Source organism: Thioalkalivibrio thiocyanodenitrificans ARhD 1 (genome assembly GCF_000378965.1).
GTDB lineage: Bacteria > Pseudomonadota > Gammaproteobacteria > Ectothiorhodospirales > Ectothiorhodospiraceae > Thioalkalivibrio_A > Thioalkalivibrio_A thiocyanodenitrificans.
The window spans coordinates 2,841,951-2,863,419 of the sequence record NZ_KB900536.1 but is presented as its reverse complement, the minus strand read 5'-3'; the positions used below and the strand labels follow the sequence as shown (position 1 = coordinate 2,863,419).

Below are 21,469 nucleotides of genomic sequence, written 5' to 3'. Positions count from 1 at the left end.
TGGTTTCTTCTCTGTGACCTCTGTGGCCACAACAGCCTCTCCTTGCTCGATCAGAGTTGCCCGACCAGGACCTCCAGGTCCGTCACCGGCTCCCCGCAGGTGGTGCCGGTGCAGACATAGGCCACCGCCTCGCCCCGGGGTGCCTTGGCCGCCAGGGAATCGGGCAGGTCCGGCGCATCCGCGGGGATGGCGAACACCAGGCGGCGCGGTGCATAGTCCCGCTCCAGGCGCTCGCGCCAGGTCTCGATGATGGCCGGCTCACCCCGCAGGATGACGAGCTTCGGCAGGTACAGCTGTTCCTCGAAGGCGCTGATGAGACTCGCATGCGCCATGGGGGCCTGGTCCATCAAGGGGGCGGCAAGCTGCACGGTGCGTTCCGCGGCGGCGAGATACCGGGGCTCGCCCAGCAGATGCCCAAGGCGTCCCAGCGCCAGGGCCGCGATGCCGTTGCCCGAGGGCATGGACTCGTCCGCGAAGGTCTTGGGACGCTGGATCAGCGCCTCGTGATCGTCGGCGGTGAAGAAGAAGCCGCCCTGCGCGCTGTCCTCGAAGTGATCCAGCAGGATGTCCGCGAGCTCGCGGGCAAACGCCAGATCCTCGCCCCGCCAGCGCACCTGCAACAGCTCCAGGCAGGCGTCCAGCAGGTAGGCGTGATCATCCAGATAGGCGGGCAGGCGGGCCTGGCCGTTCTTGTACGTGGCCAGGAGGCGGCCGTCACGCCAGAGCGCCGTGCGTATGAAGTCCAGTGCCTCCGTGGAGGCATCGCTCCATTCCGGCCGCGCCAGATGCCGGGCCGCCACGGCGAGGCCCCGGATCATCAGCGCGTTCCAGCTGGTGAGGACCTTGTCGTCCAGACCCGGTGGCACCCGTTTCCCGCGTGCCGCGAGCAGCGGCGCGCGCGCCGCCTCCAGCATGGCCTCCACCGTGGCCGCATCCGTGCCTGCATCCTGCGCCAGATCGGCCGGCGTCACGTACGTGTGCAGGTGCCATTTCCCCTCGAAATTGGGCGGGCGATCCAGGCCGTAGACCCGGGCGAACACGGGATATACCTCCTCCGGCAGCAATGCACGCACCTCATCGGGCTCCCACACGTAGTAACGGCCTTCCTCACCCTCGGAGTCCGCGTCCAGTGCCGAATAGAATCCGCCCTCCGGCGCGCGCATGGTGTCGATGACCCAGCGGGCGGTGCGTTCGGCCACGTCCGCGAAACCGGCATCGCCGGTGGCGGCATGCGCCTGGGCGTAGAGTGCCAGCAACGGTCCGTTGTCGTAGAGCATCTTCTCGAAATGGGGGATCATCCACTGCCCGTCCACCGAATATCGGCAGAAGCCGCCGGCGAGCTGATCGTTCATGCCGCCGCGGGCCATCTTCTCCAGGGTGAACGTCGCCATGGCCAGGGCCTTCCCGTCACCGGCATGGGCATGGTGGCGCAACAGGCGTTCGAGCGTGGACGGATGGGGAAACTTCGGAGGCGTGCCGAAGCCGCCATCGCGCTCATCGAACTGCTGAGCGATCTGGGCGCGCACGGTATCCAGCACGGCGCTACCGGGCGCATCACTCCCCTGCGGGGTGAACAGGGTCGCCAGCGCCCCCTGCAGGGACTCGTTCTGGCGTTCAATCTCGCCGCGGCGCTCATGGTAGAAGCCGGCGATGCGTTCCAGCAGATCGCGAAAGGCGGGCAGGCCATGGCGCGGCGTATCCGGGAAGTAGGTACCGCCGAAGAAGGGCACCTGGTCCGGGGTGAGAAACATCGTGAGCGGCCAGCCGCCGCCCCGCTGGCTCAGCATGAAGTGCGCGGTCTGATAGATCTTGTCCAGGTCCGGGCGTTCCTCACGGTCCACCTTGATGTTCACGTACAGGCGGTTCATCACCTCGGCCGTGGCCTCGTCCTCAAAGGACTCGTGGGCCATCACGTGACACCAGTGACAGGCGGAGTAGCCAATGGAGAGCAGGATGGGCTTGTCCTCTGCCCGTGCCTTCTCCAGCGCTTCGGCACCCCAGGGGTGCCAGTCCACGGGATTGTCCGCGTGCTGAAGCAGGTAGGGGCTGGTCTCGCGGGCGAGTCGGTTACGGTGGTTTGACGTCATGTGGCGTTCCATATCTGTGGTGCGGGCCGAAGGAGATCGATCAACCCGAAGGAGCACTATAGCCCTCCAGTCCGCGCCCGTCCCGAAACCCCAATGGCCGCCGGGAATCCACGGGGCCGGGGATCCCGATGCGCCGTTCCGGACCACGCAAGGACCTGTTCAAGTCGCAGGATTCGGGGAGCGCGTTTGGGGTATCCTCTGGCCTTGCACTTGAATCCTGAACCCTGAACCTTCAACCTCGCGGACCCATGTATCCCACGCACCCCTTCATCGATCCGGTGGCCATCAGCCTGGGGCCCATCAGCATCCACTGGTACGGCCTCATGTACCTGGTGGGCTTCGCCGGCTTCTGGTGGGTGGGACGCATCCACGCCCGCAAGCCATGGAGCCCCCTGAAGCCTGAGCAGGTGGGCGACGCCCTGTTCTACGGCGTGATCGGTCTCATCCTGGGCGGGCGCATCGGCTATGTGCTGTTCTACAACTTCGGCGCCTGGATGGCGGACCCGCTGCTGATCGTTCGGGTCTGGGAAGGGGGCATGAGCTTCCACGGCGGCCTGATCGGCGTGCTGCTGGCCTCCTGGCTTTACGGCCGCAAGCTGGGCGCCCGGTTCTTCCAGGTCACCGATTTCATCGCGCCGCTGGTCGCCATCGGTCTGGGCACCGGGCGCATCGGCAACTGGATCAACGGTGAGCTGTGGGGAAAACCCACGGACCTCCCCTGGGCCATGGTCTTCCCGGCCGCCGACATGCTGCCCCGCCACCCCTCCCAGCTCTACCAGGCTGCGCTGGAGGGGCTCGCCCTGTTCGTCATCCTGTGGCTGTTCTCCCGGCACCGGCGCCCGGTGGGTGCCGTCTCCGGCCTGTTCCTGATCAGCTACGGCGTGTTCCGGTTCCTGGTGGAATTCGTGCGCGAACCCGATGCGCACATCGGCTACATCGCCTTCGGCTGGCTGACCATGGGACAGGTGCTGACGGCCCCCATGGTCCTCGCCGGAGCCGCTATCATGTTCTGGGCCTACCGGCAGCCATCGCACCCCTAGGGTGGGCGGTGGCCGCCTCGCCGCCGGATCCGGAGAAGTCCGGTGGGCATGGTCCGTGTCTGGCAGCCTTATTGAACCTTCGCACTGGCATCCACCCTTATGAAACAGTACCTCGATCTCATGCGCATGCTGCTGGAACAGGGCACGGAGAAATCCGACCGCACCGGCACCGGCACCCGTTCCCTGTTCGGCCACCAGATGCGCTTCGACCTCGCGCAGGGCTTCCCCCTGGTGACCACCAAGAAGCTGCACCTGAAGTCCATCATCCACGAGCTGCTCTGGTTCCTGAAGGGCGAGACCAACATCGCCTACCTGAAGGAGAACGGCGTGCGCATCTGGGATGAGTGGGCCACCGAGGACGGTGAACTGGGCCCGGTGTACGGGCATCAGTGGCGGGCCTGGCCCACGCCGGACGGACACCATGTGGACCAGATCAGCCAGGTGGTGGAGCAGATCCGCACCCGGCCCGATTCCCGGCGCCTGATCGTCAGTGCATGGAACGTGGCGGACCTGCCGGATGAAGGGGTATCACCCCGGGACAATGCCCGGGCCGGGCGCATGGCGCTGGCCCCCTGTCACACCTTTTTCCAGTTCTATGTGGCCGATGGCCGGCTCTCCTGCCAGCTGTACCAGCGAAGCGCCGACGTGTTCCTGGGCGTGCCCTTCAACATTGCCTCCTACGCCCTGCTCACCCTCATGGTGGCCCAGGTCACCGATCTTCAACCCGGCGATTTCGTGCACACCTTCGGCGACGTGCACCTCTACGCCAACCATCTCGAACAGGCCCGCGAACAGCTCTCCCGGGCGCCCTTTGGCCTGCCGGAGATGCGCCTGAATCCGGAGGTGAGGTCATTGTTTGATTTCAGGTTCGAGGATTTCACCCTGGAAGGCTACCAGGCCCATCCGCATATCAAGGCACCGGTAGCGATATAAGTGGCAAGGAACACCGGCTAACCTTGAGACTTGAGACTTGCCACTGACATGAAACTCTCCCTCATCGTTGCCGTCGACCGCAACAACCTCATCGGCCGCAACAATCAACTGCCCTGGCACCTGCCCGCGGACCTGGCATTCTTCAAACGCACCACCATGGGGGCACCCATGCTCATGGGGCGCAGGACCTGGGAATCCATCGGCAGACCACTGCCGGGGCGTACCAGCATCGTCATCACTTCCGACCCGGATTACCGGGCCGAAGGTGCGATCGTGGTGCATTCCGTCGACGAAGGGATTCGGGCGGCGGGCGATGCGCCTGAGCTGTTCGTGATCGGCGGCGCCCGGCTCTTTGCGGACACGCTGCCCCGGGCCGACCGGATCCATCTCACCCGCATCGACCACGCATTCGAGGGCGACACCTGGTTCCCCGGGATCGGTGACGACTGGCGGGAAGTGCGCCGCGAGGAACACGGGCCGGACGAAAGGAACGCCTATCCGTACACGTTCATCCTGCTGGAGCGCGATGAAGACAGAGGCAGGGTATAAGGCCTGAAGCGGCAGGTCTCCTGCTTCCCAGCGTCGCCACAGCGCTTCAGCCGGCTTGACGAAACCGCCGCCCAGGCACGATATAGACCACCACGAACAACGCGGCGGCCGCCACCACGATGCTCGGACCCGTCGGGGTATCCCATTGCAGTGATCCGGCCACCCCACCCGCCACGGCCAGCGCACCGAACACGCCCGCCAGCACCGCCATCTGTTCCGGCGTGGCGGCAAGCCGTCGGGCGGTGGCGGCCGGGATGATCATCAGCGAGGTGATCAGCAGGATGCCCACCACCTTCATGGCCACGGCGATCACCACCGCAATCAGCAGCATGAAACCCAGACTGACCCACATCACGGGGACGCCCTCGACGCGGGCCAGATCCTCGTGCACCGTCATGGCCAGCAGGGGGCGCCACAGGACGGCCAGCAACAGCAGCGCCAGCAGGCCGCCGCCGAAGATCCACGCCAGGTCCGTCTGGGAGACCGCCAGGATGTCACCGAACAGGTAACCCATGAGGTCGATGCGCACGCCTTCCAGAAAGGCCACGGCCACGAGGCCAAGGGATAGCGTGCTGTGCGCGAGGATGCCGAGCAGGGTGTCGCTGGCCAGCCGCCGCTGGCGCTGCAGAAGCACCAGCAGGACCGCAAGCCCGGTGCACAGGGCGATCACCGTCAGATTCATGCTGATGCCCAGCAGAAAACCCAGCGCGACTCCCAACAGGGCCGAATGGGCCAGGGTGTCTCCGAAATAGGCCATGCGCCGCCACACCACGAAGGCACCCAGCGGTCCCGCCACCAGGGCCACCGCCATGCCGCCCATCAGCGCTCTGAGGATGAAATCGTCCATCTTAAAGGCAGTGGCAAGTGGCAAGTGGCAAGTGGCAAGGCGGCTTCATGGCGTTTCCTGCTGCTTTTCATTTTCTACCACGCGGCCGTGCAGGTCGTGGCGGTGGTCGTGATCATGTGCATAGACTGCCAGCCCTATGGCCTCCGAGGGATCGCCGAACAGCCTGAGGTATTCCGGGTGGCGGCTGACCGCCTCGGGGCGGCCGGTGCAGCACACATGCTGGTTCAGGCAGACCACCGCATCCGCCGCGGCCATCACCAGGTGCAACTCGTGGGAGACCAGGAGCACGCCACAGCCGTAGCGTTCGCGCAGCCCGGCAATCAGACGAAACACCTCTCCCTGGCCGCCCACATCCACACCCTGAGCGGGCTCGTCCAGCACCAGCAGGTCCGGCTCGCGCAACAGGGCACGCGCCAGCAGCACCCTTTGCATCTCGCCGCCGGACACCGACTGGATGGGTTGATCCATCAGATGCGCCACGCCGGTCTCCTCGAGCACTTCACGCTGGCGCCTGCGCCCGGCCCGACCTCCCAGGGTGAGAAAACGCCCCACGGTAATGGGCAGTACCTCGTCCACCAGCACACGCTGGGGCATGTAACCCACCTTCAGACCGGGCGCACGGGTCACCCGCCCGCCCGTCTGGGTCAGCAGGCCCAACAGCACCCGCACGAGGCAGGTCTTGCCCGCGCCGTTGGGACCGATCAGGGTGACAATCTGGCCCGGCTGCACGGTCAGATCCACATGATGGAGGATCCGCCGCCCGCCCAATACCAGTTCCACGCCGCGCGCCTCCACCAGAGGCGCCGCGCCTGAAACGCTTGTTTCCCGACCACTCACGGCAGGCTCCTTGACAGACAATCCACCGGGTCTGATTGCCCGACTGGACGACGGGCATGGCTGTTATACTATTACACCCATAAACGAACTCCCATGGAGACCGTCTCATGCCGCGCTGGTATGCCCCGAGACTAACACCGCTTTCCCGCCTTGTCCTGTGCCTGTGTGTCCTTGTCCTCGCCATGTCCGCCGCCGGGGCCCAGGAACCGCCGCGCGTTGTCGTCAGCATCAAGCCCATACACGATCTGGTCATGGGGGTGACCCGGGGGATCTCCGAACCGGTACTTCTGGTACCCGGCGGCGCATCGCCCCACGACTATGCCCTGCGCCCTTCCGGAATGCGCAGCCTGCAGGAGGCGCAGGTGGTGATCTGGGTAGGCCCCGAACTGGAGAATTTCCTGGTGCGCCCCCTTTCCGGGCTGCCGCCGGATGCGCACCGCATCGCATTGCTGCATGACGCGGATCTGGTGACCTATCCGGTACGCAGCGGCGGCATCTGGGAGACCCACGACCACGGTCACGGTCACGATCACGGTCACGGTCACGACCACGCCGCAGCACATGGCGATGACCGGGGTGCACCGGACGCCCATGCCTGGCTCTCTCCGGAGAACGCACGCCGCATCGTGCGCCATGTGGCGGGGATGCTGGCGGAACGCGACCCGGGCAACGCCGGCGCGTATCGGGACAACATGGATCAGCTGCTGGGGCGGCTGGGGCATCTGGAGCAGGACCTGGCACAACGCCTGGCACCCGTACAGGGGCGTCCCTTCATCGTGTTCCACGATGCCTACCAGTACTTCGAGCGCCACTTCGGGCTGACGCCGGCCGGTTCCATCACCGTGGATCCGTCCCGGGCGCCGGGGGCCCGGCGAGTGCAGGAGATCCGCCAGCGCCTCGCGGAGGCCGATGTACTGTGTGTGTTCAGCGAGCCTCAGTTCCGTCCGGCCATCGTGGCCACGGTCACCGAAGGCACCCCCGCCCGCGCGGGCATCCTGGACCCCCTGGGCGCGGACCTCCCCTCCGGCCTCGAGGGCTATGAACAGCTGCTGCGCAACATGGCCGACAGCCTGATCGACTGTCTTATTGATGAAGGATGAAGGATGAAGGACGAAGGATGAATAAAACCCTGCTTCAGCGAAAGCATCGGGGAGGGGCATGCCCTGCCTTCATCCTTCATCCTCGCCCTTCATCCCATCTCGAGCTCGAACTGCACCGAGTCGATGCCGGCGGCCGCGCAACGCTCGTCCAGTTCTCCGCTTGGCGCGCCGCTCACGCCCACACCGCCGACAATGGAGCCGGCCACATGGATAGGAAGTCCGCCCGCCGAGAACACGATGCCCTGCACCTTACCCACCTGGAAGGGCTTGGTGAACCGGTCCTCCATATCCGACAGCGGGGCGTTGAAGGACATGGCTGTGTAGGCCTTCTGCTTCGAGATCTCCAGCGTCAGGTCCATGGCCAGGGTATCGCGCAGCACCACCTGGGGATGCCCGCCCCGATCCACCACGGTGACAGCCACGTTCACGCCTTCGGCGCGGCAGGCCTCCAGTGTGGCGTGGGCAATCTGGTACGCCATCTCCAGTGTCAGGCGCTTGATGTCCAGGGTGACCGGGGCATCGGCCTGGGCGGCGCCGGCCGTCATGATGGCGGTGCCAAGCAACAGCGAACGAATGATCGTCATGTGATTTCTCCTCCAGTGTAAGGTTGCCTCGATGATGACGCGGTCGGAGCACGGGGGTGCGCACACAGAAACCGCATGTCAGTGTCACAAGACTATAGCAGTCGCATCGGACGCGCGGCCCGGGTGAATCGGCGATGCAGCCCGGGTTGCGACGGAGTTTGAGCCACGACGCTCACGAAGACCACGCCGGATCGGATCAATGCAGCTTCTGAACGGCCATGGCCGGCAGACATCACGGGTGAAGGGATTGAAAGGCTTTCAGCATCCGGGCTACAGGAGCACCAGCAGCCACACCACCACGGCGTTGATCAGGGAGAGAAGCACCGCCGCAGACCCGAAGTCCTTGGCACGCGCGGAGAGTTCATGCACCTCGCCGCCAAACCGGTCGATGGCGGCCTCGATGGCGGAGTTGAGCAGTTCCACGATGAGCACCAGCAGCAGACTGCCCACCAGCAGGGCGCGCTCGACACCCGTCTCGCCCAGCCAGAGCGCCAGGGGCACGGCCGGCACCACCACCAGCAACTCCTGGCGAAACGCCGCCTCGTGCCGGACCGCGGCGCACAATCCGGTCCAGGAGTAGCCCACGGCCCTGACGATGCGCGTCAGGCCACGGTCGCCGCTGTAGGCCATCAGCCGGACATGCCCGGCCCGGGCGGGTCGCTGTCTCCGGTGCCTGAGCGCGGCTGCCAGACCACGTCCAACTCACGGGCGGCACGCACCTCGTCGAAACGCCGGTTCGGCTGCGTGTAGGGGGCGCCCTTGACCTTGTCGGGCGTGGTGCGGGCCTCCTCCAGGATCTGCGCCATGGCATCCACGAAGCCGTCCAGGGTCTCCTTGCTCTCGGTCTCCGTGGGTTCGATCAGCAGGCACTCGGGCACCAGCAGCGGGAAGTACGTGGTGGGGGCATGATAGTCGTAATCCAGCAGGCGCTTGGCCACGTCCATGGCGGTGACCTCCGTCTCTTTGGCAAGCCGTTTGAGGGTGACGATGAACTCGTGCGTCGCACGGCGATCCGGGAAGGCCAGTTCGAAACCCCTCTCCCTGAGGCGGGCCATCACGTAGTTGGCGTTTAGGGTGGAGAAATCCGCCACCCGGGACATACCCGCACGGCCCAGCATGCGCATGTAGACATAGGCACGCAGCAGCACACCGGCATTGCCCGCAAATGCGGACAGCCGTCCGATGGACTGGGGCAGGTCCTTCTCGGTGAGCCAGCGATAGCGTCCGTCCTCGTCCCGGGCCACCACCGGGATGGGCATGAAGGGCCGCAGGCGTTCGCTCACTCCCACGGCACCGGCACCCGGACCGCCGCCGCCGTGGGGCGTCGAGAAGGTCTTGTGCAGGTTCATGTGGATCACGTCGAAACCCATATCGCCGGGGCGCACCTTGCCGAGAATGGCGTTCAGATTCGCGCCGTCGTAGTAAAGCAGGCCGCCGGCCTGGTGCACCAGATCGGCGATCTCCTTGATGCGCCGCTCGAACACGCCCAGCGTGGACGGGTTGGTGAGCATGATGCCCGCCGTATGCGGACCCAGCGCCGCCTGCAGGGCATCCATGTCCACGTCACCGGAATCGTCGGTGGGGATCTCGCGCACCGTGTACCCGCACATGGTCGCCGTGGCCGGATTGGTGCCGTGGGCGGCGTCGGGCACCAGGATCTCGGTGCGCGCCGTGTCCTTGCGGGCATCATGGTAGGCGCGAATCATGGCCACGCCGGCGAACTCGCCCTGGGCGCCCGCCATGGGTGTCAGGGAGACTCCGCCCTTCATGCCCGTGACATCCGTCAGCATCTCCTGCAATTCGTGCATGCAGGCCAGATAGCCCTGGCTGCACGATTCGGGCGCGAGCGGATGCCGATCCAGGAAACCGGGCAGCATGGCCAGGCTGTTGCAGGCCCGCGGGTTGTACTTCATGGTGCAGGAGCCCAGTGGATAGAACTGCGTGTCGATGGAGAAGTTCTTCTGGGACAGCCGGGTGTAATGACGCACCACGTCCAGCTCGGACAGTTCCGGCAGCGGTGCACGCGAGCCCCGGCGGAAGCGCTCGGGCAGCCCGCTTACCGATGCCTCACGCTGCGGCGCCTGGGCCGTAGCCCCGCGCCCGGGACGGGAACGCTCGAAGATCAGCATGTCACAACTCCTGCAATTCGGTTGTCTGTAACTCGTCTGTGCCGCGCGCGCGGCGGGTAGCGATGGACATAAGTCACAGGATGAAAAGGATCTGATCAAACAACCCGCGAGGGTCGGGTTCTGAATTCATGAAAATCCTGTCAATCCTGTCAATCCTGTCCATTGCCTTTCCTTCACAACCTTCGCGAAAACGCCGTCAGCCAAGCGCCGCGAAGGCCTCGTCGTGGTCGGGTTCCTCACTGTCTTATGGTGGTGATCCTGAAAGTGAAAATGCTTCTAGCCACCGAGGGCACAGAGGCCACAGAGGAAAAAGCCAAAGAGATTGAGGGCCGGGAACTCCCCCGGCAGACAGCGGCAACGGAACGATCATTGAGCTTTTTCATTTTTACTCTGTGACCTCTGTGCCCTCTGTGGCAAACCGCCTTTGACCTTAACCATACCCCGCCAGCGCTGCCTTCATCACCTCCGCATACCGATCCAGATCCGCCTCGGTCTTGGTCTCGGTGGCGCACACCAGCAGCAGGTCGTCCAGCGCCGGGTAGTCATCCCCCAGCGGATAGCCGCCGAGCACACCCTGTTCCGCCATGGCGGCCAGCACCGGGCGCACCGGCCTGTCCAGCCGCAGGGCAATCTCGTGGAAGGCTTCACCATTGAATGCGGCTGTGACACCCAGGGGCTTCAGGCGCTCCAGGAGCGCATGGGTATTGGCATGGCAATGGCCCGCCACCCGCTCCAGGCCCTCCGGGCCCAGCAGCGCCATGTGGATGGTGGCGGCGGTGACCACCAGACCCTGGTTGGTGCAGATGTTGGAGGTGGCCTTGGACCGGCGGATATGCTGTTCGCGTGCCTGAAGCGTCAGGACGAAACCCGGTCGGCCGTCCGCGTCCCGGGTGCGGCCCACGATGCGCCCGGGCATCTGGCGCACGTGCTCCTTACGGCAGCACATGAAGCCGAAATAAGGCCCCCCGGAAGACAACGGCGCGCCCAGGGGCTGGCCCTCGCCGGCGACGATATCGGCGCCTCCGGCACCCCATTCGCCGGGCGGCTTGAGCAGTGCAAGGCTGACCGGGTTTACCACCCCGATCACCTGCGCGCCCTGGGCATGGGCCCAGTCCGTGAGCGCATCCACCTCCTCCAGCACGCCGAAGAAGTTGGGTTGGGGAATGACCAGGGCAGTAATATCCTCACCCTCGAAGGCCTTCAGCGACGCCGGATCCACCCGCCCGCTCGCGGCATCGAAGGGCACATCCACCAGTTCGATGCCCTGGCCGCCCACGATGGCGCGGGTCACGGAGCGGTACACCGGATTGACCGAGGCGGGCATGAGGATGCGACGCCCCTTGGCCTTGCGGTTGGCGCGTACGCTCATGAGTACCGCCTCCGCCAGCGCCGAGGCGCCGTCGTAGAGCGAGGCGTTGGAGACATCCATGCCGGTCAGCCCCGTGATCATGGTCTGGTACTCGTAGACCAGCTGCAGGGTGCCCTGACTGGCTTCGGCCTGGTACGGGGTATAGGCGCTGTAGAACTCGCCGCGGGTGGCAATCTGCCAGACGGCCGCCGGGATATGGTGCTCGTAGGCACCGGCACCGATGAAATTCAACGCCACCTGATCCTGCGCGGCGCGACCGCGCATGAGCCGCGTGACTTCCATCTCGCTCAGCGCCTCGGGCACCCGGATCAACGGCCCGGAACGCAGCGCCGACGGGATCTCATCGAACAACTGCTCGATATCGTCGACGCCGATGGCGGCCAGCATGTCCCGTATGTCGGTCTCGGTATGAGGATTGAAAGGCATGACTTAACCTGGTCTGTGTGAAGGCTGGATGTGCGTCCCCGGACTGATCGGGCGGTGACACCGCGGCGGACCTCTCCTTCCCCCGCTCGAGGCCGGGAAGGCGCAACCCACCGGCCGGGCCCCCGACAGGGTGTAGCGGCAACGGGCCATCAGGCCTCCTCGTCCACCAGCGCCTGGTATGCGTCGGCATCAAGGAGCGCGTCCAGGGCACCGTCCTCGGGCTTCAGGCGAAACAGCCAGCCCTCGCCATAGGGGTCCGTGTTGACCAGCTCAGGGCTGTCGGCCAGTTGCTCATTGACCGCCACCACTTCACCGCTCACCGGAGCGTACACGTCGGAGGCGGCCTTGACGGACTCCACCACCGCGCAGGCGGCGCCGGCCTCCTGGCTGCTGCCCACCTCGGGCGTTTCCACGAACACCAGGTCCCCCAGCAGTTCCTGGGCGTGATCGGAGATACCCACGGTGACGGTGCCGTCGGACTCACTGCGCACCCACTCGTGGCTCTTGGTATAGCGAAGATCAGCAGGCGTATTGCTCATGTCGGACTCCCGGGTTTTGTGATTCGAAATCAAACTTCTGACCCAATGGCACTAGATCTCCACGCAGGCCTTGCCATTGCGTACGAACGGGGGCTTGACCACCCTGGCCGGTTGGGGCTTGCCGCGCATGTCCACTTCCACGTGCTCGCCGGTGCCCGCGGGCACCCTGGCCAGGGCGATGGATACGCCCAGGGTGGGCGAAAACCCGCCGCTGGTGATCTCTCCCTCGCCCGCCTCCCCGGCCAGCACACGCATGTGGCCGCGAAGCACACCGCGGCCTTCCAGCACCAGGCCCACGAAGCGGCGAAGCCCGCCGGCGGATTTCTGCGTTTCCAGCGCCACGCGCCCGATGAAATCGCGCTCCGCAGGCTCGAACGCCACGGTCCACGCCAGGCCGGATTCGAGCGGCGAAACCTGCTCGTCCATGTCGGATCCGTAAAGGTTCAAACCCGCCTCCAACCGCAGGGTATCCCGGGCGCCCAGCCCCGCCGGCGCCACCCCGGCACCCGCCAGGCGACCCCAGAATTCCGGTGCCTCGGTTGCGGGCAGCAAGATCTCGAAACCATCCTCACCCGTGTAACCCGTACGGCCCACGAACCAATCCCCCGCCTGGGCGCCGAAGAACGGTGCCAGGCCATCGGCGGCCGCAGCCACCTCGCCGTTCATCACCGACATCGCCTTGTCCCGGGCCGCGGGTCCCTGCACGGCCAGCATGGCCAGGTCGTCGCGTTCCTGCAGCACCACTTCAAAACCCGTGGCGTGATCACGCATCCAGGCCAGATCCTTGTCCCGGGTGGCCGCATTGACCACCGTGCGGTAGAAGTCATCCGACAGATAATAGGTGATGAGATCGTCGACCACGCCCCCTTCCGGGGTCAGCATGCAGCTGTAGAGCGCCTTGCCGGGCACCTTGAGCCGGGCCACGTCGTTGGCCAGCAGGCTGCGCAGGTAGTCGCGCGCCCCCCGGCCCTTCACGTCGACGACGGTCATGTGGGAGACATCGAACATCCCGGCGTCCCGGCGGACCTGATGATGCTCGTCCAGCTGGGATCCGTAATGCAGGGGCATGGACCAGCCGCCGAAGTCCACCATTCGGGCACCGGCTTCCACATGCTTCCCATAAAGCGGGGTCTGCTTGCTCATGGCTCAAGACTCCTGAAACGAAAAAGGGGTGGCCGATGCCTCTCACATCGACCACCCCTCTGTCCTGAAACCTGAGAGATTAAACCGCGCGTGGCACGGTGATCCCCTTCGGTGGGCCGATGAACCCGGCCGCTCTCCAGAGCCGATACTTGTGCGCGCACGGTCCGTTTGCCTGAGCGTTTCCGGGTGGAAGTTGCGCCTTCGGCGCCTCTCGCGTCTGCGGAGAGGGCTCTCCCGTGCGTGCAGGGTCCCCTCGGGGAACCCGGATCGGACCCGCACTATAACGCAGTCCGTGGTGAGGAGAAAGGCGTCACGCGCGAGGCACCCCATGTGCCGTATGCCCTGACGGCCTCACGGCCGGCGAACCAGGGCCCGGGTCACGGCCGCCGGACCCTGGTGAAAGGGCCCTTCGTCCAGGGGGGTCACCGTCTCTGCAATCTCCTCGATGTCCCCGTCGACGAAATCCTCCCGCAGCATCACAGCCGAGTAAAGCATGGCCGGGTCCGGGGGTCCGCCACTGGTGTAATCCACCTGTTCCGGGCTGAAGGACTCCAGCAACAGCAGACCGCCGGGCCGCAGGGCACGCAACATGGCCCGGTGGATGCGCTGGCGCACGTCCGGAGGGAAATGGGCGAAGATGGCGACCACGTGGTCGAACTCGGCCTCGGGCCACTCCCATTCAGCCAGGTCGACCCACAGGGTCTCCAGGGTCACGCCCCGGTCGGCGGCGAGGCTTCGGGCCTTCTCCAGCCCCACCTGCGAACAGTCCACGGAGAGCACATCCAGGCCCCGGGATGCCAGCCATACCCCGTTGCGCCCCTCCCCGTCCGCCACGGCGAGCACACGCTGGCCCGGGCGGTAAAGCCGCTCATGGCTCACCAGGAAGGCGTTGGGGGCCTCGCCATAGGCGAATCCGGGCTTCCGGTAGCGATCGTTCCAGAATTCCTTCATGATAAACCCCCTGTGAATCAACAGAATTCGTGGTCGTTCAGGCATTGACGGTGCGGCCGGGAACCGCACCCCCGCCAGGGCCCGCATTCGCCACGCGTTGCCGACATCGTGGCCCATGCCCGGGAGCCCCGCCGAAGCCACAAGGAGGCCCCATGTCCGTTCAAAGCATCCTGCCCGCCTTGCTGATCATGATCACCCTGTTCCTCGGTTCCCCGGCACTGGCCGGCGGTCAATCCGGCAGCCAGTCCCCGGAACCCTCGGGGCCGGTCGTGCATGAGGATTATTGCCCGGGCTGAACAGGAGCCCCTAGCCACCCGCCGCCGCGGCGCGGGATGATTCGGGTTTCACTCAACCTTCATCCTTCCGCCTTCATCCTTTCACTGCCCCGCCAAGCGCCCTGCGCAGGAAACCGTTCTTGATGGCGGGCAGGCGGTCGGCCAGGATCAGGCCGAGGCCGCGGGCCATCTCCACGGGTGGGAGTCCGCTGCCGAAAAGGGTGCTGAAACCCTCCATGGCCCGCATCATGAGCCAGTTTTCCCCGCGCCGCATGCGCTCGTAAGTACGCAGGCCCCGAAGATCCCCCGGGTCCCGGCCTGGCCGGGACCACAGCACCCGGGCCAGGGCCGACACGTCCGCAAATCCGAGATTCGCGCCCTGACCCGCCAGGGGATGAATGGTGTGGGCGGCATCGCCCACCAGCGCAATGCGCGGGCGCACATAGTGCCGGGCCTGGCTGCCCGTGAGGGCAAAGGAGGCCCGGGGACCGGTGGCGTTCACGGGACCCAGGCGCCATTCAAAGGCGGCGCCCAGTTCGGCACAGAAGGTGGCGTCGTCCAGAGTCAGCAGGCGCTCGGCGGTCTCCGGCTCCGTGGACCAGACAATGGAAGAGCGCCCGTCGGCCAGCGGAAGGAACGCCAAGGGGCCCGAGGGCAGGAAACGCTGCCAGGCAGTGGCTTGGTTGTGCTCGCCGGTGCTCACGTTGGCCACGACCGCATGCTGACCGTAGCGGGTGCTGTCCAGGTCGATGCCGGCCAGCGACCGGACCCGGGAACGGGCCCCGTCGGCCCCCACCACCAGGGCTGCGTGCACCGTGCGGCCGTCGTCCAGGCCCGCGTCCACGCCGTCCTGCATCACCTGCAGCCAGGACAGGCCCGCGGGACAGATCCGCTCCACGCCCGCGGCCTCCAGCGCCTCCCAAAGTGTCCACTGGATGACCCGGTTCTCCACGATGTGGCCCAGATCCGGTTCACCCACCTCCGCCGCCTCGAAACGGATGCGCCCGGGGCTTCGGGCATCCCAGACCTCCATGGCCTGGTAGGGGTTCACGCCCCTGGATACCATGGCGGGCCACACACCCAGCGACTCGAACAGCCGCTGGCTGGCCCGATTGACCGCGAATACGCGAAGGTCCGCCTCGCCCAGGGGATCGAAGGGTGCCGGTGGCGTGCGCTCCAGCAGGGCCACGCGCAGACGCTCACCGTCCGGCAGACCGGATGTATCGGCCGCTGCCGGTGCGGGACGACAGGCCAGGGCCAGTGCCATTGCGGCGCCGACCACACCGCCGCCCACCACGAGCACGTCCACGTCGAGCACCTCACGGGCAGTCACAATGCACGCCCCCGGGCAAGCCTCGGCAACCGGCCGGCGAGGCCCATGCTCTGGCAGGCCAGCCGCCGGCGCAACGGCCCGCAGATATCCAGCCCGGCCAGCGCCGCGCCGCGCAGGTGGGCCAGCGGCGGCCATGGATTGGTGAACAGGCGGACCAGACCATCGGTATAGAGCTGCACGGTATCCAGGTCCCGCCGCCGCCACTGTGAATAGGCATCCAGCAAACTGCCGTCACCGGGATCCCCGCCGTGCCGTGCCGCGTCCGCCAGCAGATCCGCCAGCACCGCCACATCCCTCAGGGCCAGGTTGAAACCCTGGCCGGCCACGGGATGCAGGGTATGGGAGGCATTGCCCACCAGCACCAGCCGTGCCGCGCTGTCGCGCTGCGCGCGCGTCAGGCGCAGCGGGTAGGCGGCACGCCGCCCGGCACGCACGAAGCGGCCCAGCCGCCAGCCGAACCGGGACTGAAGCACCGACAGAAAATCGGCATCCGAGAGCGCCAGCGTGGCGTCCATCCGGGAGGAAGGGCGGGTCCAGACCAGGGCACAGCGCCCCTCGTTCAGAGGGAGCAGCGCGATGGGTCCCTCGTCGGTGAAGCGCTCGTAGGCCACGTTGTCATGGGCGCGATCCGGGGTGACGTTAGCGATCACGGCAGTCTGTCCGTAATCCCGTTCACGTGCCCCGATTCCCGCCATGGCACGCACCGCGGAGTCGGTTCCATCGGCGGCCACCAGCAGCCGCGCATGCAGTTCGCGCGGCCTGCCGTCCTGTTCGATGTCCACCGTCACGCCGTCGCGCCCAAGCCGGTAACTCCGCACCCGCGCCGGGGTGACGAACGAGACGGAGGCATCCTTCAGTGCCCCCTGCCAGGCGGCGCCCAGGGCGCGGTTGGTCACCACGTAACCCAGGGCGGGCACGCCCTCGTCCCGGGCGCACAGGCGCGTCACCCCGAATCGCCCGCGTTCCGACACATGAATACGGTTGATGGGCGTGGCCTGGGGCGCGACGGCCTCCCACAGGCCCAGGGTGTCCAGAATTCGTCGGGAACCGAAGGACAGCGCCGTGGTGCGCTCATCATAGCTGGGCTGGTCCGGCGCCCCCGGGGGACGCGCTTCCACCACCGCCACCCGGTAGCCGGTACGCGCCAGGGCCAGCGCCAGCGTGGCGCCCACCATGCCGCCGCCTGCGATGACGATGTCGAAATCGGAGGACATGTCTTGAAGCCTCAGGGAGTGTAGGGGGAAATTCAAGGTTCAAGGTTCAAAGTTCAAAGTTCAAAGGGGGCGGCACGTCTAGATGTGATCTCGGCGGCGCCAGGGTTTTCCGTTGAACCTTGAACCTTGAACCTTGAACCTTGAACTTTGAGCTTTGAACCTTGAACTCGCTTCACGCCGTTCCAACCAGCGCCTCAATCTCCTCGGGGTCTTTGGGGCAGTGCTTGGTCAGCACGTCATGGCCCTTTGAAGTGACCAGCACGTCATCCTCGATGCGGATGCCGATCCCCTGGAAGCGCTTCGGCACACCACGGATACCGGCGGCGACGTACAGCCCAGGCTCCACGGTCATGACCATGCCGCGTTCGAGCAGCCGCCATTGGTCGTCGAGCTTGTAATCGCCCACGTCGTGCACATCCAGACCCAGCCAGTGACCTGTGCGGTGCATGTAGAACTGCCGGTACGCCCCGTCCTTGATGAGCTGCGCCGTGCGGCCCTTGAGCAATCCGAGAGAGACCAGCCCCTTTGTCAGCACCTTCACCGCCGCCGAATGCGGGTCATTCCAGTGATTGCCCGGCACCACCTGCCCGATGGCCGCATGCTGCGCTTCCAGCACCACCTCATAGAGCTCGCGCTGTGCGGGGCTGAAACGCCCGCCGACCGGAAAGGTGCGGGTGATGTCGCTGGCGTAGCCCTGAACCTCGCAACCCGCATCGATCAGCAGCAGATCGCCGTCATTGAGCGGCGCATCATTCTCCGTGTAATGCAGAATGCAGCCGTTGTCGCCGCCGCCCACGATGGACGGATAGGCGGGTTCCGTGCCCGCGCGCCGGAACTCGTAGAGCAACTCCGCCTCGATCTCGTACTCCATCATGCCGGGACGGCAGGCCTTCATGGCGCGCATGTGTGCCCTCGTGGAGATTGCGCCCGCCTCGCGCATGGTCTTGATCTCATAACGGGACTTGAACAGCCGCATGTCGTGCAGCAGGTATTCAAGGGACACGAACTCGTGCGGCGGATGCACTCCGCTGCGCGCCTGCTCCTTCAGGAGGTTCACCCAGCCCATGAGCTTCTTGTCGAACTCCGGATCCCGGCCCAGGGTGGCGTACACCCTTTCCCGATCCTCCAGGAGGCCGGGCAGAATGTCGTCCAGATCGGCAATGGGAAAAGAGTCATCGGCGCCGAATCGCTGCACGGCGCCCTCCTGACCTGCGCGGCGGCCATGCCAGGTCTCCATGACCGGATCGCGCTCGCGGCAGAAGAGCACGTACTCGCCTTGGGGGCGCCCGGGCACCAGCACGGCCACCGCACCGGGTTCGGTGAATCCGGTGAGATAGAGGAAATCGCTGTCCTGACGGTAGGGGTATTCCACGTCGTGATTGCGCACACGCACCGGCGACGAGGGGACCACCGCAATGCCCCCCTCACCCATGGAGCGCATGAGCTGGCGGCGGCGGCGCGCGAACTCCTTCATCTGCACGGGCTGCAGCGCGTTGGCAGAGAAGCGTCGGGCGTTGCGGGTGGTGGCATTCATGGAACGATTCTCAGTGAAGTCTCGGCGGTGCCTTGATGGGCTGCAACTCCTCGTTGACCAGCAACACACCCATCCTCACGTACTCGACAATCTCGCTGTAGGCGGTTTCATTGGCCTCATCGGCATCCACCTCGAATCCGGTTGCAGCGATGTCCGCCAGGTCCCGGACGATCTCGGCGGAATCCTCGGGCAGGCTGCCTTCCTGACGCACCCCGCAGACGGAAAGACCATACAGGAAACCCTGACACCAGAGGCCCAGCGCCTCCACACGGCGCGCCAGGGGCGCGTCATCCCCCGGCAACAACAGATCGAATCCCAACTCCGTGTCGTGCAACTGCATGCGCGTCTCCCGGAACAGCTCTGCCAGCTGGCGCCGCGATTCATCGGCCATACGATCACCGGGTGCCGGCTCGGGCAGCAATTCCCGGAACCAGTCTTCCACGGGCAGGGCCCCGTTGACGCTCAACATGCCGCACAGGGTACCGTGTCCTTCCGCGGCATCGGTGTCGGCACCTGCACGGGCCAATGCACCATCCACCGAATCGTAATCTGGCGTCACGTTCAAAGTGTCTCCGCGCACATGATAGGGAAAGACGATCAATTGCAAGGCGCCTTACCCGTCTGGACAGGACAGGTTCGCCTCGACAGGCCACGCGCCGGACCTCGACCCGCACTGCCGGCAGATCCCCCACGATATGCGGTCGCAGCGTGCCCGTGATGTCCATCGGGCAGCAGGCCCGGCCGTTGCGCCACCCGCACGCCAATACGACCGCATGTTCACCGATCGCCGGAACCCCTGGATCCCGCGGGAGCGGCGTGGATACGCGGACCCGGCGGGCTGCACCGGATCATTGTAATGGATCTCCGGGAGTGAAGCAGTACGCCGTAAGCCGGCTTCCCGCCACGTGATGCGGTCCGTGTTGACGCCCCACCCCCCCGGACCTAGACTTAGCCTCATGGACAAGACGCCGATGCAAGATGTTGCCGAGCAGGAACTCAGAAAGCTCGAGACGCGGGTGAATGAGCTCATCCGCACCTGCGAGCGGCTGAAGGAGGAGAACCGCCTCCTGCGTGAGCAGCAGGTGACGCTTGCGACCGAGCGCTCGCACCTGGTGGAAGGCCAGGAGCAGGCGCGTCTCAAGGTGGAGTCCATGATCTCGCGCCTGAAGGCCATGGAGCACGGTGTATGAGCAACCGCCCTGAACCGGTTTCGGTTCAGATCCTGGGAAAGGAATACCAGGTGGCCTGTCCTGACGACGAACGCAGCGCCCTGCTGGCCTCCGCCAGCCTGCTGGACCGGCGCATGCAGGAGATTCGCGACAGTGGCCGGATCATCGGTGGTGACCGGATCGCCGTGATCGCGGCGCTCAACATCACCCACGAAATGCTGGTGACGCGAAACCAGCGGGAAAGCCTGAGCCAGACCCTGAGCACCCGCATTCGCGCCCTGCAGGAAAAGATCGACGATGCCCTGGAGAACGGGCAACAGATGGACCTGTAAGGAATTCCCGAAGAGACTGGCGGTCGGAGCGGATCGCCCGCATGCGCGGAACAGCCTCTCGAAAGAGCCCCGACGATTTCCCGGTTTGGGCGCCTCTGCGGTGTACGTGAGCGGCTGGGTAGTATCCTTGAGCCTAATTTCATACCCCGGAGACTGAGCTGACGATGTGGTTGTGCAGGTCCGCCTTCGCAGCGGAAAGCCTCTAAGCATCGCGCAAGTCCCCACTTGAACCAGCGGTTCAAGGTCGAAGGTTCGCCACGGCACTTGCGGAGTGCGCCCTCTTAAAAGCAGGTACAAGTGGCCAGTGGCAAGGAAAACCTTGTCACTCGCTACTGGCCACTTGTAACTTCCCCCCATGAACCTTCGCGATGAGATCCGGCGGCGCTTGCGCGCAGAGCGCGCGGCACTGGCTGCCGATGAATGCGCGCGGCGCTCGAACGCGATCGCCCGGCATGTAATCGCCTCACCGCTGTTCAACCGCGCGCGGCATATCGCCGTCTACATCTCCTGCCGCGGGGAGGTGGACCCGCTGCCCGTGGCAGCGGCGGCACGAGCCCGGGGGAAGCGGCTCTATCTGCCCGTGCTTGACCCCACCCACCCGCACCGTCTGTGGTTCCTGCCCTGGGACGCGCGCGAGCGGCTGCAGCCGAACCGTTACGGCATCCCCGAGCCCGCCGCCCCCCGCGGCCGGCGCGTAAGCCCCAGGCATCTGGATCTGGTGCTCACCCCGCTGGTCGGCTTCGACCGCCATGGCAACCGCCTCGGCATGGGCGGCGGCTACTACGACACCACCTTTTCCTTCCTCGCATCCCGCCGTCACTGGCAAAAGCCCCGTCTGCTGGGCATGGCCTACGCATTCCAGGAAGTGGATGAACTCCCCGCCGAACCGTGGGACGTGCCGCTGACTGCCATCGCCACGGAGAACGGCATTGTCCGGCCAGCCGGCCGGCTGGCCGGAAGGATGAAGGATGAATGAAACCGGCTGCCTTCATCCTTCATCCTTCATCCTTCGCCCTTCCACCCCCCTCCCCGCTTTGTCCCGCGACACCGGCCCGGAATCCATAGTCGCGCCCTCATC

The 21,469-nt window shown here is 66.0% G+C and carries 22 protein-coding genes, 1 other RNA gene and 2 riboswitches; of the genes, 9 read left to right on the top strand and 14 right to left on the bottom strand.

The features are described 5' to 3' along the window. Nucleotides 1-50 precede the first annotated feature (50 nt). Nucleotides 51-2,087: a thioredoxin domain-containing protein gene (locus tag THITHI_RS0113525; protein ID WP_018233646.1), complete on the bottom strand. Its 2,037-nt coding sequence runs from the start codon at nucleotides 2,085-2,087 to the stop codon at nucleotides 51-53. Nucleotides 2,088-2,335: 248 nt separating this feature from the next. Between THITHI_RS0113525 and lgt the strand changes: the two genes are divergently transcribed. The 3 genes from lgt to folA all read left to right on the top strand — a co-directional run bounded on the left by lgt (nucleotide 2,336) and on the right by folA (nucleotide 4,609). Then, nucleotides 2,336-3,127, top strand: coding sequence for a prolipoprotein diacylglyceryl transferase (gene lgt / locus THITHI_RS0113520; RefSeq protein ID WP_018233645.1), 792 nt, complete (start codon nucleotides 2,336-2,338; stop codon nucleotides 3,125-3,127). A 99-nt stretch (nucleotides 3,128-3,226) separates the two neighbouring features. Next, on the top strand, nucleotides 3,227-4,060 hold the full coding sequence (locus tag THITHI_RS0113515) for a thymidylate synthase (RefSeq protein WP_018233644.1): 834 nt from the start codon (nucleotides 3,227-3,229) through the stop codon (nucleotides 4,058-4,060). 48 nt (nucleotides 4,061-4,108) lie between these two features. After that, nucleotides 4,109-4,609, top strand: a complete 501-nt coding sequence (gene folA / locus THITHI_RS0113510; RefSeq protein WP_018233643.1) for a type 3 dihydrofolate reductase — start codon at nucleotides 4,109-4,111, stop codon at nucleotides 4,607-4,609. A 46-nt stretch (nucleotides 4,610-4,655) separates the two neighbouring features. Here folA and znuB read toward each other — a convergent pair whose 3' ends face one another. Beyond that, a complete protein-coding gene (gene znuB, locus THITHI_RS0113505; RefSeq protein ID WP_018233642.1) occupies nucleotides 4,656-5,456 on the bottom strand; it encodes a zinc ABC transporter permease subunit ZnuB in 801 nt (266 codons plus the stop codon). Nucleotides 5,457-5,501: 45 nt separating this feature from the next. After that, nucleotides 5,502-6,293 (bottom strand): ATP-binding cassette domain-containing protein, encoded by a 792-nt coding sequence (locus THITHI_RS19090; RefSeq protein ID WP_051079944.1) that lies wholly within the window; start codon nucleotides 6,291-6,293, stop codon nucleotides 5,502-5,504. Nucleotides 6,294-6,400: 107 nt separating this feature from the next. On the opposite strand from THITHI_RS19090, the gene znuA reads away from it, so the two are divergent. Then, complete coding sequence (gene znuA / locus THITHI_RS0113495) at nucleotides 6,401-7,393, top strand: zinc ABC transporter substrate-binding protein ZnuA (protein WP_033336953.1); 993 nt, start codon at nucleotides 6,401-6,403, stop codon at nucleotides 7,391-7,393. Between the two features lie 89 nt (nucleotides 7,394-7,482). Here znuA and THITHI_RS0113490 read toward each other — a convergent pair whose 3' ends face one another. From THITHI_RS0113490 to THITHI_RS0113450, 7 genes are all read right to left on the bottom strand, one after another. After that, the gene (locus THITHI_RS0113490; RefSeq protein WP_018233639.1) at nucleotides 7,483-7,977 is read right to left on the bottom strand and encodes a GlcG/HbpS family heme-binding protein; all 495 of its coding nucleotides are present in this window, start codon (nucleotides 7,975-7,977) and stop codon (nucleotides 7,483-7,485) included. A 270-nt stretch (nucleotides 7,978-8,247) separates the two neighbouring features. Further along, nucleotides 8,248-8,607 (bottom strand): diacylglycerol kinase, encoded by a 360-nt coding sequence (locus THITHI_RS0113485; protein WP_018233638.1) that lies wholly within the window; start codon nucleotides 8,605-8,607, stop codon nucleotides 8,248-8,250. Then, the gene (gene gcvPB, locus THITHI_RS0113480; RefSeq protein WP_018233637.1) at nucleotides 8,607-10,106 is read right to left on the bottom strand and encodes an aminomethyl-transferring glycine dehydrogenase subunit GcvPB; all 1,500 of its coding nucleotides are present in this window, start codon (nucleotides 10,104-10,106) and stop codon (nucleotides 8,607-8,609) included. The genes THITHI_RS0113485 and gcvPB overlap by 1 nt, the downstream gene beginning before the upstream one ends. 430 nt (nucleotides 10,107-10,536) lie before the next feature. After that, on the bottom strand, nucleotides 10,537-11,901 hold the full coding sequence (gene gcvPA / locus THITHI_RS0113465; protein WP_018233634.1) for an aminomethyl-transferring glycine dehydrogenase subunit GcvPA: 1,365 nt from the start codon (nucleotides 11,899-11,901) through the stop codon (nucleotides 10,537-10,539). A 149-nt stretch (nucleotides 11,902-12,050) separates the two neighbouring features. Next, entirely contained in the window at nucleotides 12,051-12,440 is a 390-nt protein-coding gene (gene gcvH, locus THITHI_RS0113460) for a glycine cleavage system protein GcvH (RefSeq protein WP_018233633.1), read from the bottom strand. A gap of 51 nt (nucleotides 12,441-12,491) precedes the next feature. Continuing rightward, complete coding sequence (gene gcvT, locus THITHI_RS0113455) at nucleotides 12,492-13,583, bottom strand: glycine cleavage system aminomethyltransferase GcvT (protein WP_018233632.1); 1,092 nt, start codon at nucleotides 13,581-13,583, stop codon at nucleotides 12,492-12,494. Between the two features lie 49 nt (nucleotides 13,584-13,632). Beyond that, a riboswitch (glycine riboswitch) is annotated at nucleotides 13,633-13,733 on the bottom strand. Continuing rightward, nucleotides 13,734-13,830, bottom strand: a riboswitch (glycine riboswitch). Nucleotides 13,831-13,934: 104 nt separating this feature from the next. Continuing rightward, a complete protein-coding gene (locus tag THITHI_RS0113450; protein ID WP_018233631.1) occupies nucleotides 13,935-14,534 on the bottom strand; it encodes an SAM-dependent methyltransferase in 600 nt (199 codons plus the stop codon). Nucleotides 14,535-14,686: 152 nt separating this feature from the next. On the opposite strand from THITHI_RS0113450, the gene THITHI_RS20835 reads away from it, so the two are divergent. Then, nucleotides 14,687-14,830, top strand: coding sequence for a hypothetical protein (locus tag THITHI_RS20835; RefSeq protein WP_018233630.1), 144 nt, complete (start codon nucleotides 14,687-14,689; stop codon nucleotides 14,828-14,830). A gap of 73 nt (nucleotides 14,831-14,903) precedes the next feature. Here THITHI_RS20835 and THITHI_RS0113440 read toward each other — a convergent pair whose 3' ends face one another. The 4 genes from THITHI_RS0113440 to THITHI_RS0113425 all read right to left on the bottom strand — a co-directional run bounded on the left by THITHI_RS0113440 (nucleotide 14,904) and on the right by THITHI_RS0113425 (nucleotide 19,449). Then, complete coding sequence (locus THITHI_RS0113440) at nucleotides 14,904-16,142, bottom strand: UbiH/UbiF/VisC/COQ6 family ubiquinone biosynthesis hydroxylase (protein ID WP_018233629.1); 1,239 nt, start codon at nucleotides 16,140-16,142, stop codon at nucleotides 14,904-14,906. After that, entirely contained in the window at nucleotides 16,139-17,356 is a 1,218-nt protein-coding gene (ubiH, locus tag THITHI_RS0113435; RefSeq protein ID WP_018233628.1) for a 2-octaprenyl-6-methoxyphenyl hydroxylase, read from the bottom strand. The genes THITHI_RS0113440 and ubiH overlap by 4 nt, the downstream gene beginning before the upstream one ends. 172 nt (nucleotides 17,357-17,528) lie before the next feature. Then, a complete protein-coding gene (gene pepP, locus THITHI_RS0113430) occupies nucleotides 17,529-18,890 on the bottom strand; it encodes a Xaa-Pro aminopeptidase (protein ID WP_018233627.1) in 1,362 nt (453 codons plus the stop codon). Nucleotides 18,891-18,900: 10 nt separating this feature from the next. Further along, a complete protein-coding gene (locus THITHI_RS0113425; RefSeq protein WP_026186344.1) occupies nucleotides 18,901-19,449 on the bottom strand; it encodes a UPF0149 family protein in 549 nt (182 codons plus the stop codon). Between the two features lie 412 nt (nucleotides 19,450-19,861). On the opposite strand from THITHI_RS0113425, the gene THITHI_RS0113420 reads away from it, so the two are divergent. The 4 genes from THITHI_RS0113420 (at nucleotide 19,862) to THITHI_RS0113410 (ending at nucleotide 21,367) form a co-directional block, all read left to right on the top strand. After that, on the top strand, nucleotides 19,862-20,080 hold the full coding sequence (locus THITHI_RS0113420) for a TIGR02449 family protein (RefSeq protein WP_198005611.1): 219 nt from the start codon (nucleotides 19,862-19,864) through the stop codon (nucleotides 20,078-20,080). Then, nucleotides 20,077-20,391, top strand: a complete 315-nt coding sequence (locus THITHI_RS0113415; protein WP_018233624.1) for a cell division protein ZapA — start codon at nucleotides 20,077-20,079, stop codon at nucleotides 20,389-20,391. Before THITHI_RS0113420 ends, THITHI_RS0113415 begins: the two co-directional genes overlap by 4 nt. 89 nt (nucleotides 20,392-20,480) lie before the next feature. Then, nucleotides 20,481-20,668: non-coding RNA, 6S RNA (gene ssrS / locus THITHI_RS20300), on the top strand. A 78-nt stretch (nucleotides 20,669-20,746) separates the two neighbouring features. Further along, on the top strand, nucleotides 20,747-21,367 hold the full coding sequence (locus tag THITHI_RS0113410) for a 5-formyltetrahydrofolate cyclo-ligase (RefSeq protein ID WP_018233623.1): 621 nt from the start codon (nucleotides 20,747-20,749) through the stop codon (nucleotides 21,365-21,367). The last annotated feature ends 102 nt before the right edge of the window (nucleotides 21,368-21,469 follow it).

Bases quoted from the DNA above. Each gene is read 5' to 3' on its own strand.
- znuB (WP_018233642.1), bottom strand. From the start codon at position 5,456: ATGGACGATTTCATCCTCAGAGCGCTGATGGGCGGCATGGCGGTGGCC.
- THITHI_RS20835 (WP_018233630.1), top strand. From the start codon at position 14,687: ATGTCCGTTCAAAGCATCCTGCCCGCCTTGCTGATCATGATCACCCTG.
- znuA (WP_033336953.1), top strand. From the start codon at position 6,401: ATGCCGCGCTGGTATGCCCCGAGACTAACACCGCTTTCCCGCCTTGTC.
- lgt (WP_018233645.1), top strand. From the start codon at position 2,336: ATGTATCCCACGCACCCCTTCATCGATCCGGTGGCCATCAGCCTGGGG.
- pepP (WP_018233627.1), bottom strand. From the start codon at position 18,890: ATGAATGCCACCACCCGCAACGCCCGACGCTTCTCTGCCAACGCGCTG.
- gcvH (WP_018233633.1), bottom strand. From the start codon at position 12,440: ATGAGCAATACGCCTGCTGATCTTCGCTATACCAAGAGCCACGAGTGG.
- folA (WP_018233643.1), top strand. From the start codon at position 4,109: ATGAAACTCTCCCTCATCGTTGCCGTCGACCGCAACAACCTCATCGGC.
- THITHI_RS0113415 (WP_018233624.1), top strand. From the start codon at position 20,077: ATGAGCAACCGCCCTGAACCGGTTTCGGTTCAGATCCTGGGAAAGGAA.
- THITHI_RS0113420 (WP_198005611.1), top strand. From the start codon at position 19,862: ATGCAAGATGTTGCCGAGCAGGAACTCAGAAAGCTCGAGACGCGGGTG.
- THITHI_RS0113525 (WP_018233646.1), bottom strand. From the start codon at position 2,087: ATGACGTCAAACCACCGTAACCGACTCGCCCGCGAGACCAGCCCCTAC.
- THITHI_RS0113410 (WP_018233623.1), top strand. From the start codon at position 20,747: ATGAACCTTCGCGATGAGATCCGGCGGCGCTTGCGCGCAGAGCGCGCG.
- ubiH (WP_018233628.1), bottom strand. From the start codon at position 17,356: ATGTCCTCCGATTTCGACATCGTCATCGCAGGCGGCGGCATGGTGGGC.
- gcvPB (WP_018233637.1), bottom strand. From the start codon at position 10,106: ATGCTGATCTTCGAGCGTTCCCGTCCCGGGCGCGGGGCTACGGCCCAG.
- gcvPA (WP_018233634.1), bottom strand. From the start codon at position 11,901: ATGCCTTTCAATCCTCATACCGAGACCGACATACGGGACATGCTGGCC.
- gcvT (WP_018233632.1), bottom strand. From the start codon at position 13,583: ATGAGCAAGCAGACCCCGCTTTATGGGAAGCATGTGGAAGCCGGTGCC.
- THITHI_RS0113515 (WP_018233644.1), top strand. From the start codon at position 3,227: ATGAAACAGTACCTCGATCTCATGCGCATGCTGCTGGAACAGGGCACG.
- THITHI_RS0113490 (WP_018233639.1), bottom strand. From the start codon at position 7,977: ATGACGATCATTCGTTCGCTGTTGCTTGGCACCGCCATCATGACGGCC.
- THITHI_RS0113485 (WP_018233638.1), bottom strand. From the start codon at position 8,607: ATGGCCTACAGCGGCGACCGTGGCCTGACGCGCATCGTCAGGGCCGTG.
- THITHI_RS0113450 (WP_018233631.1), bottom strand. From the start codon at position 14,534: ATGAAGGAATTCTGGAACGATCGCTACCGGAAGCCCGGATTCGCCTAT.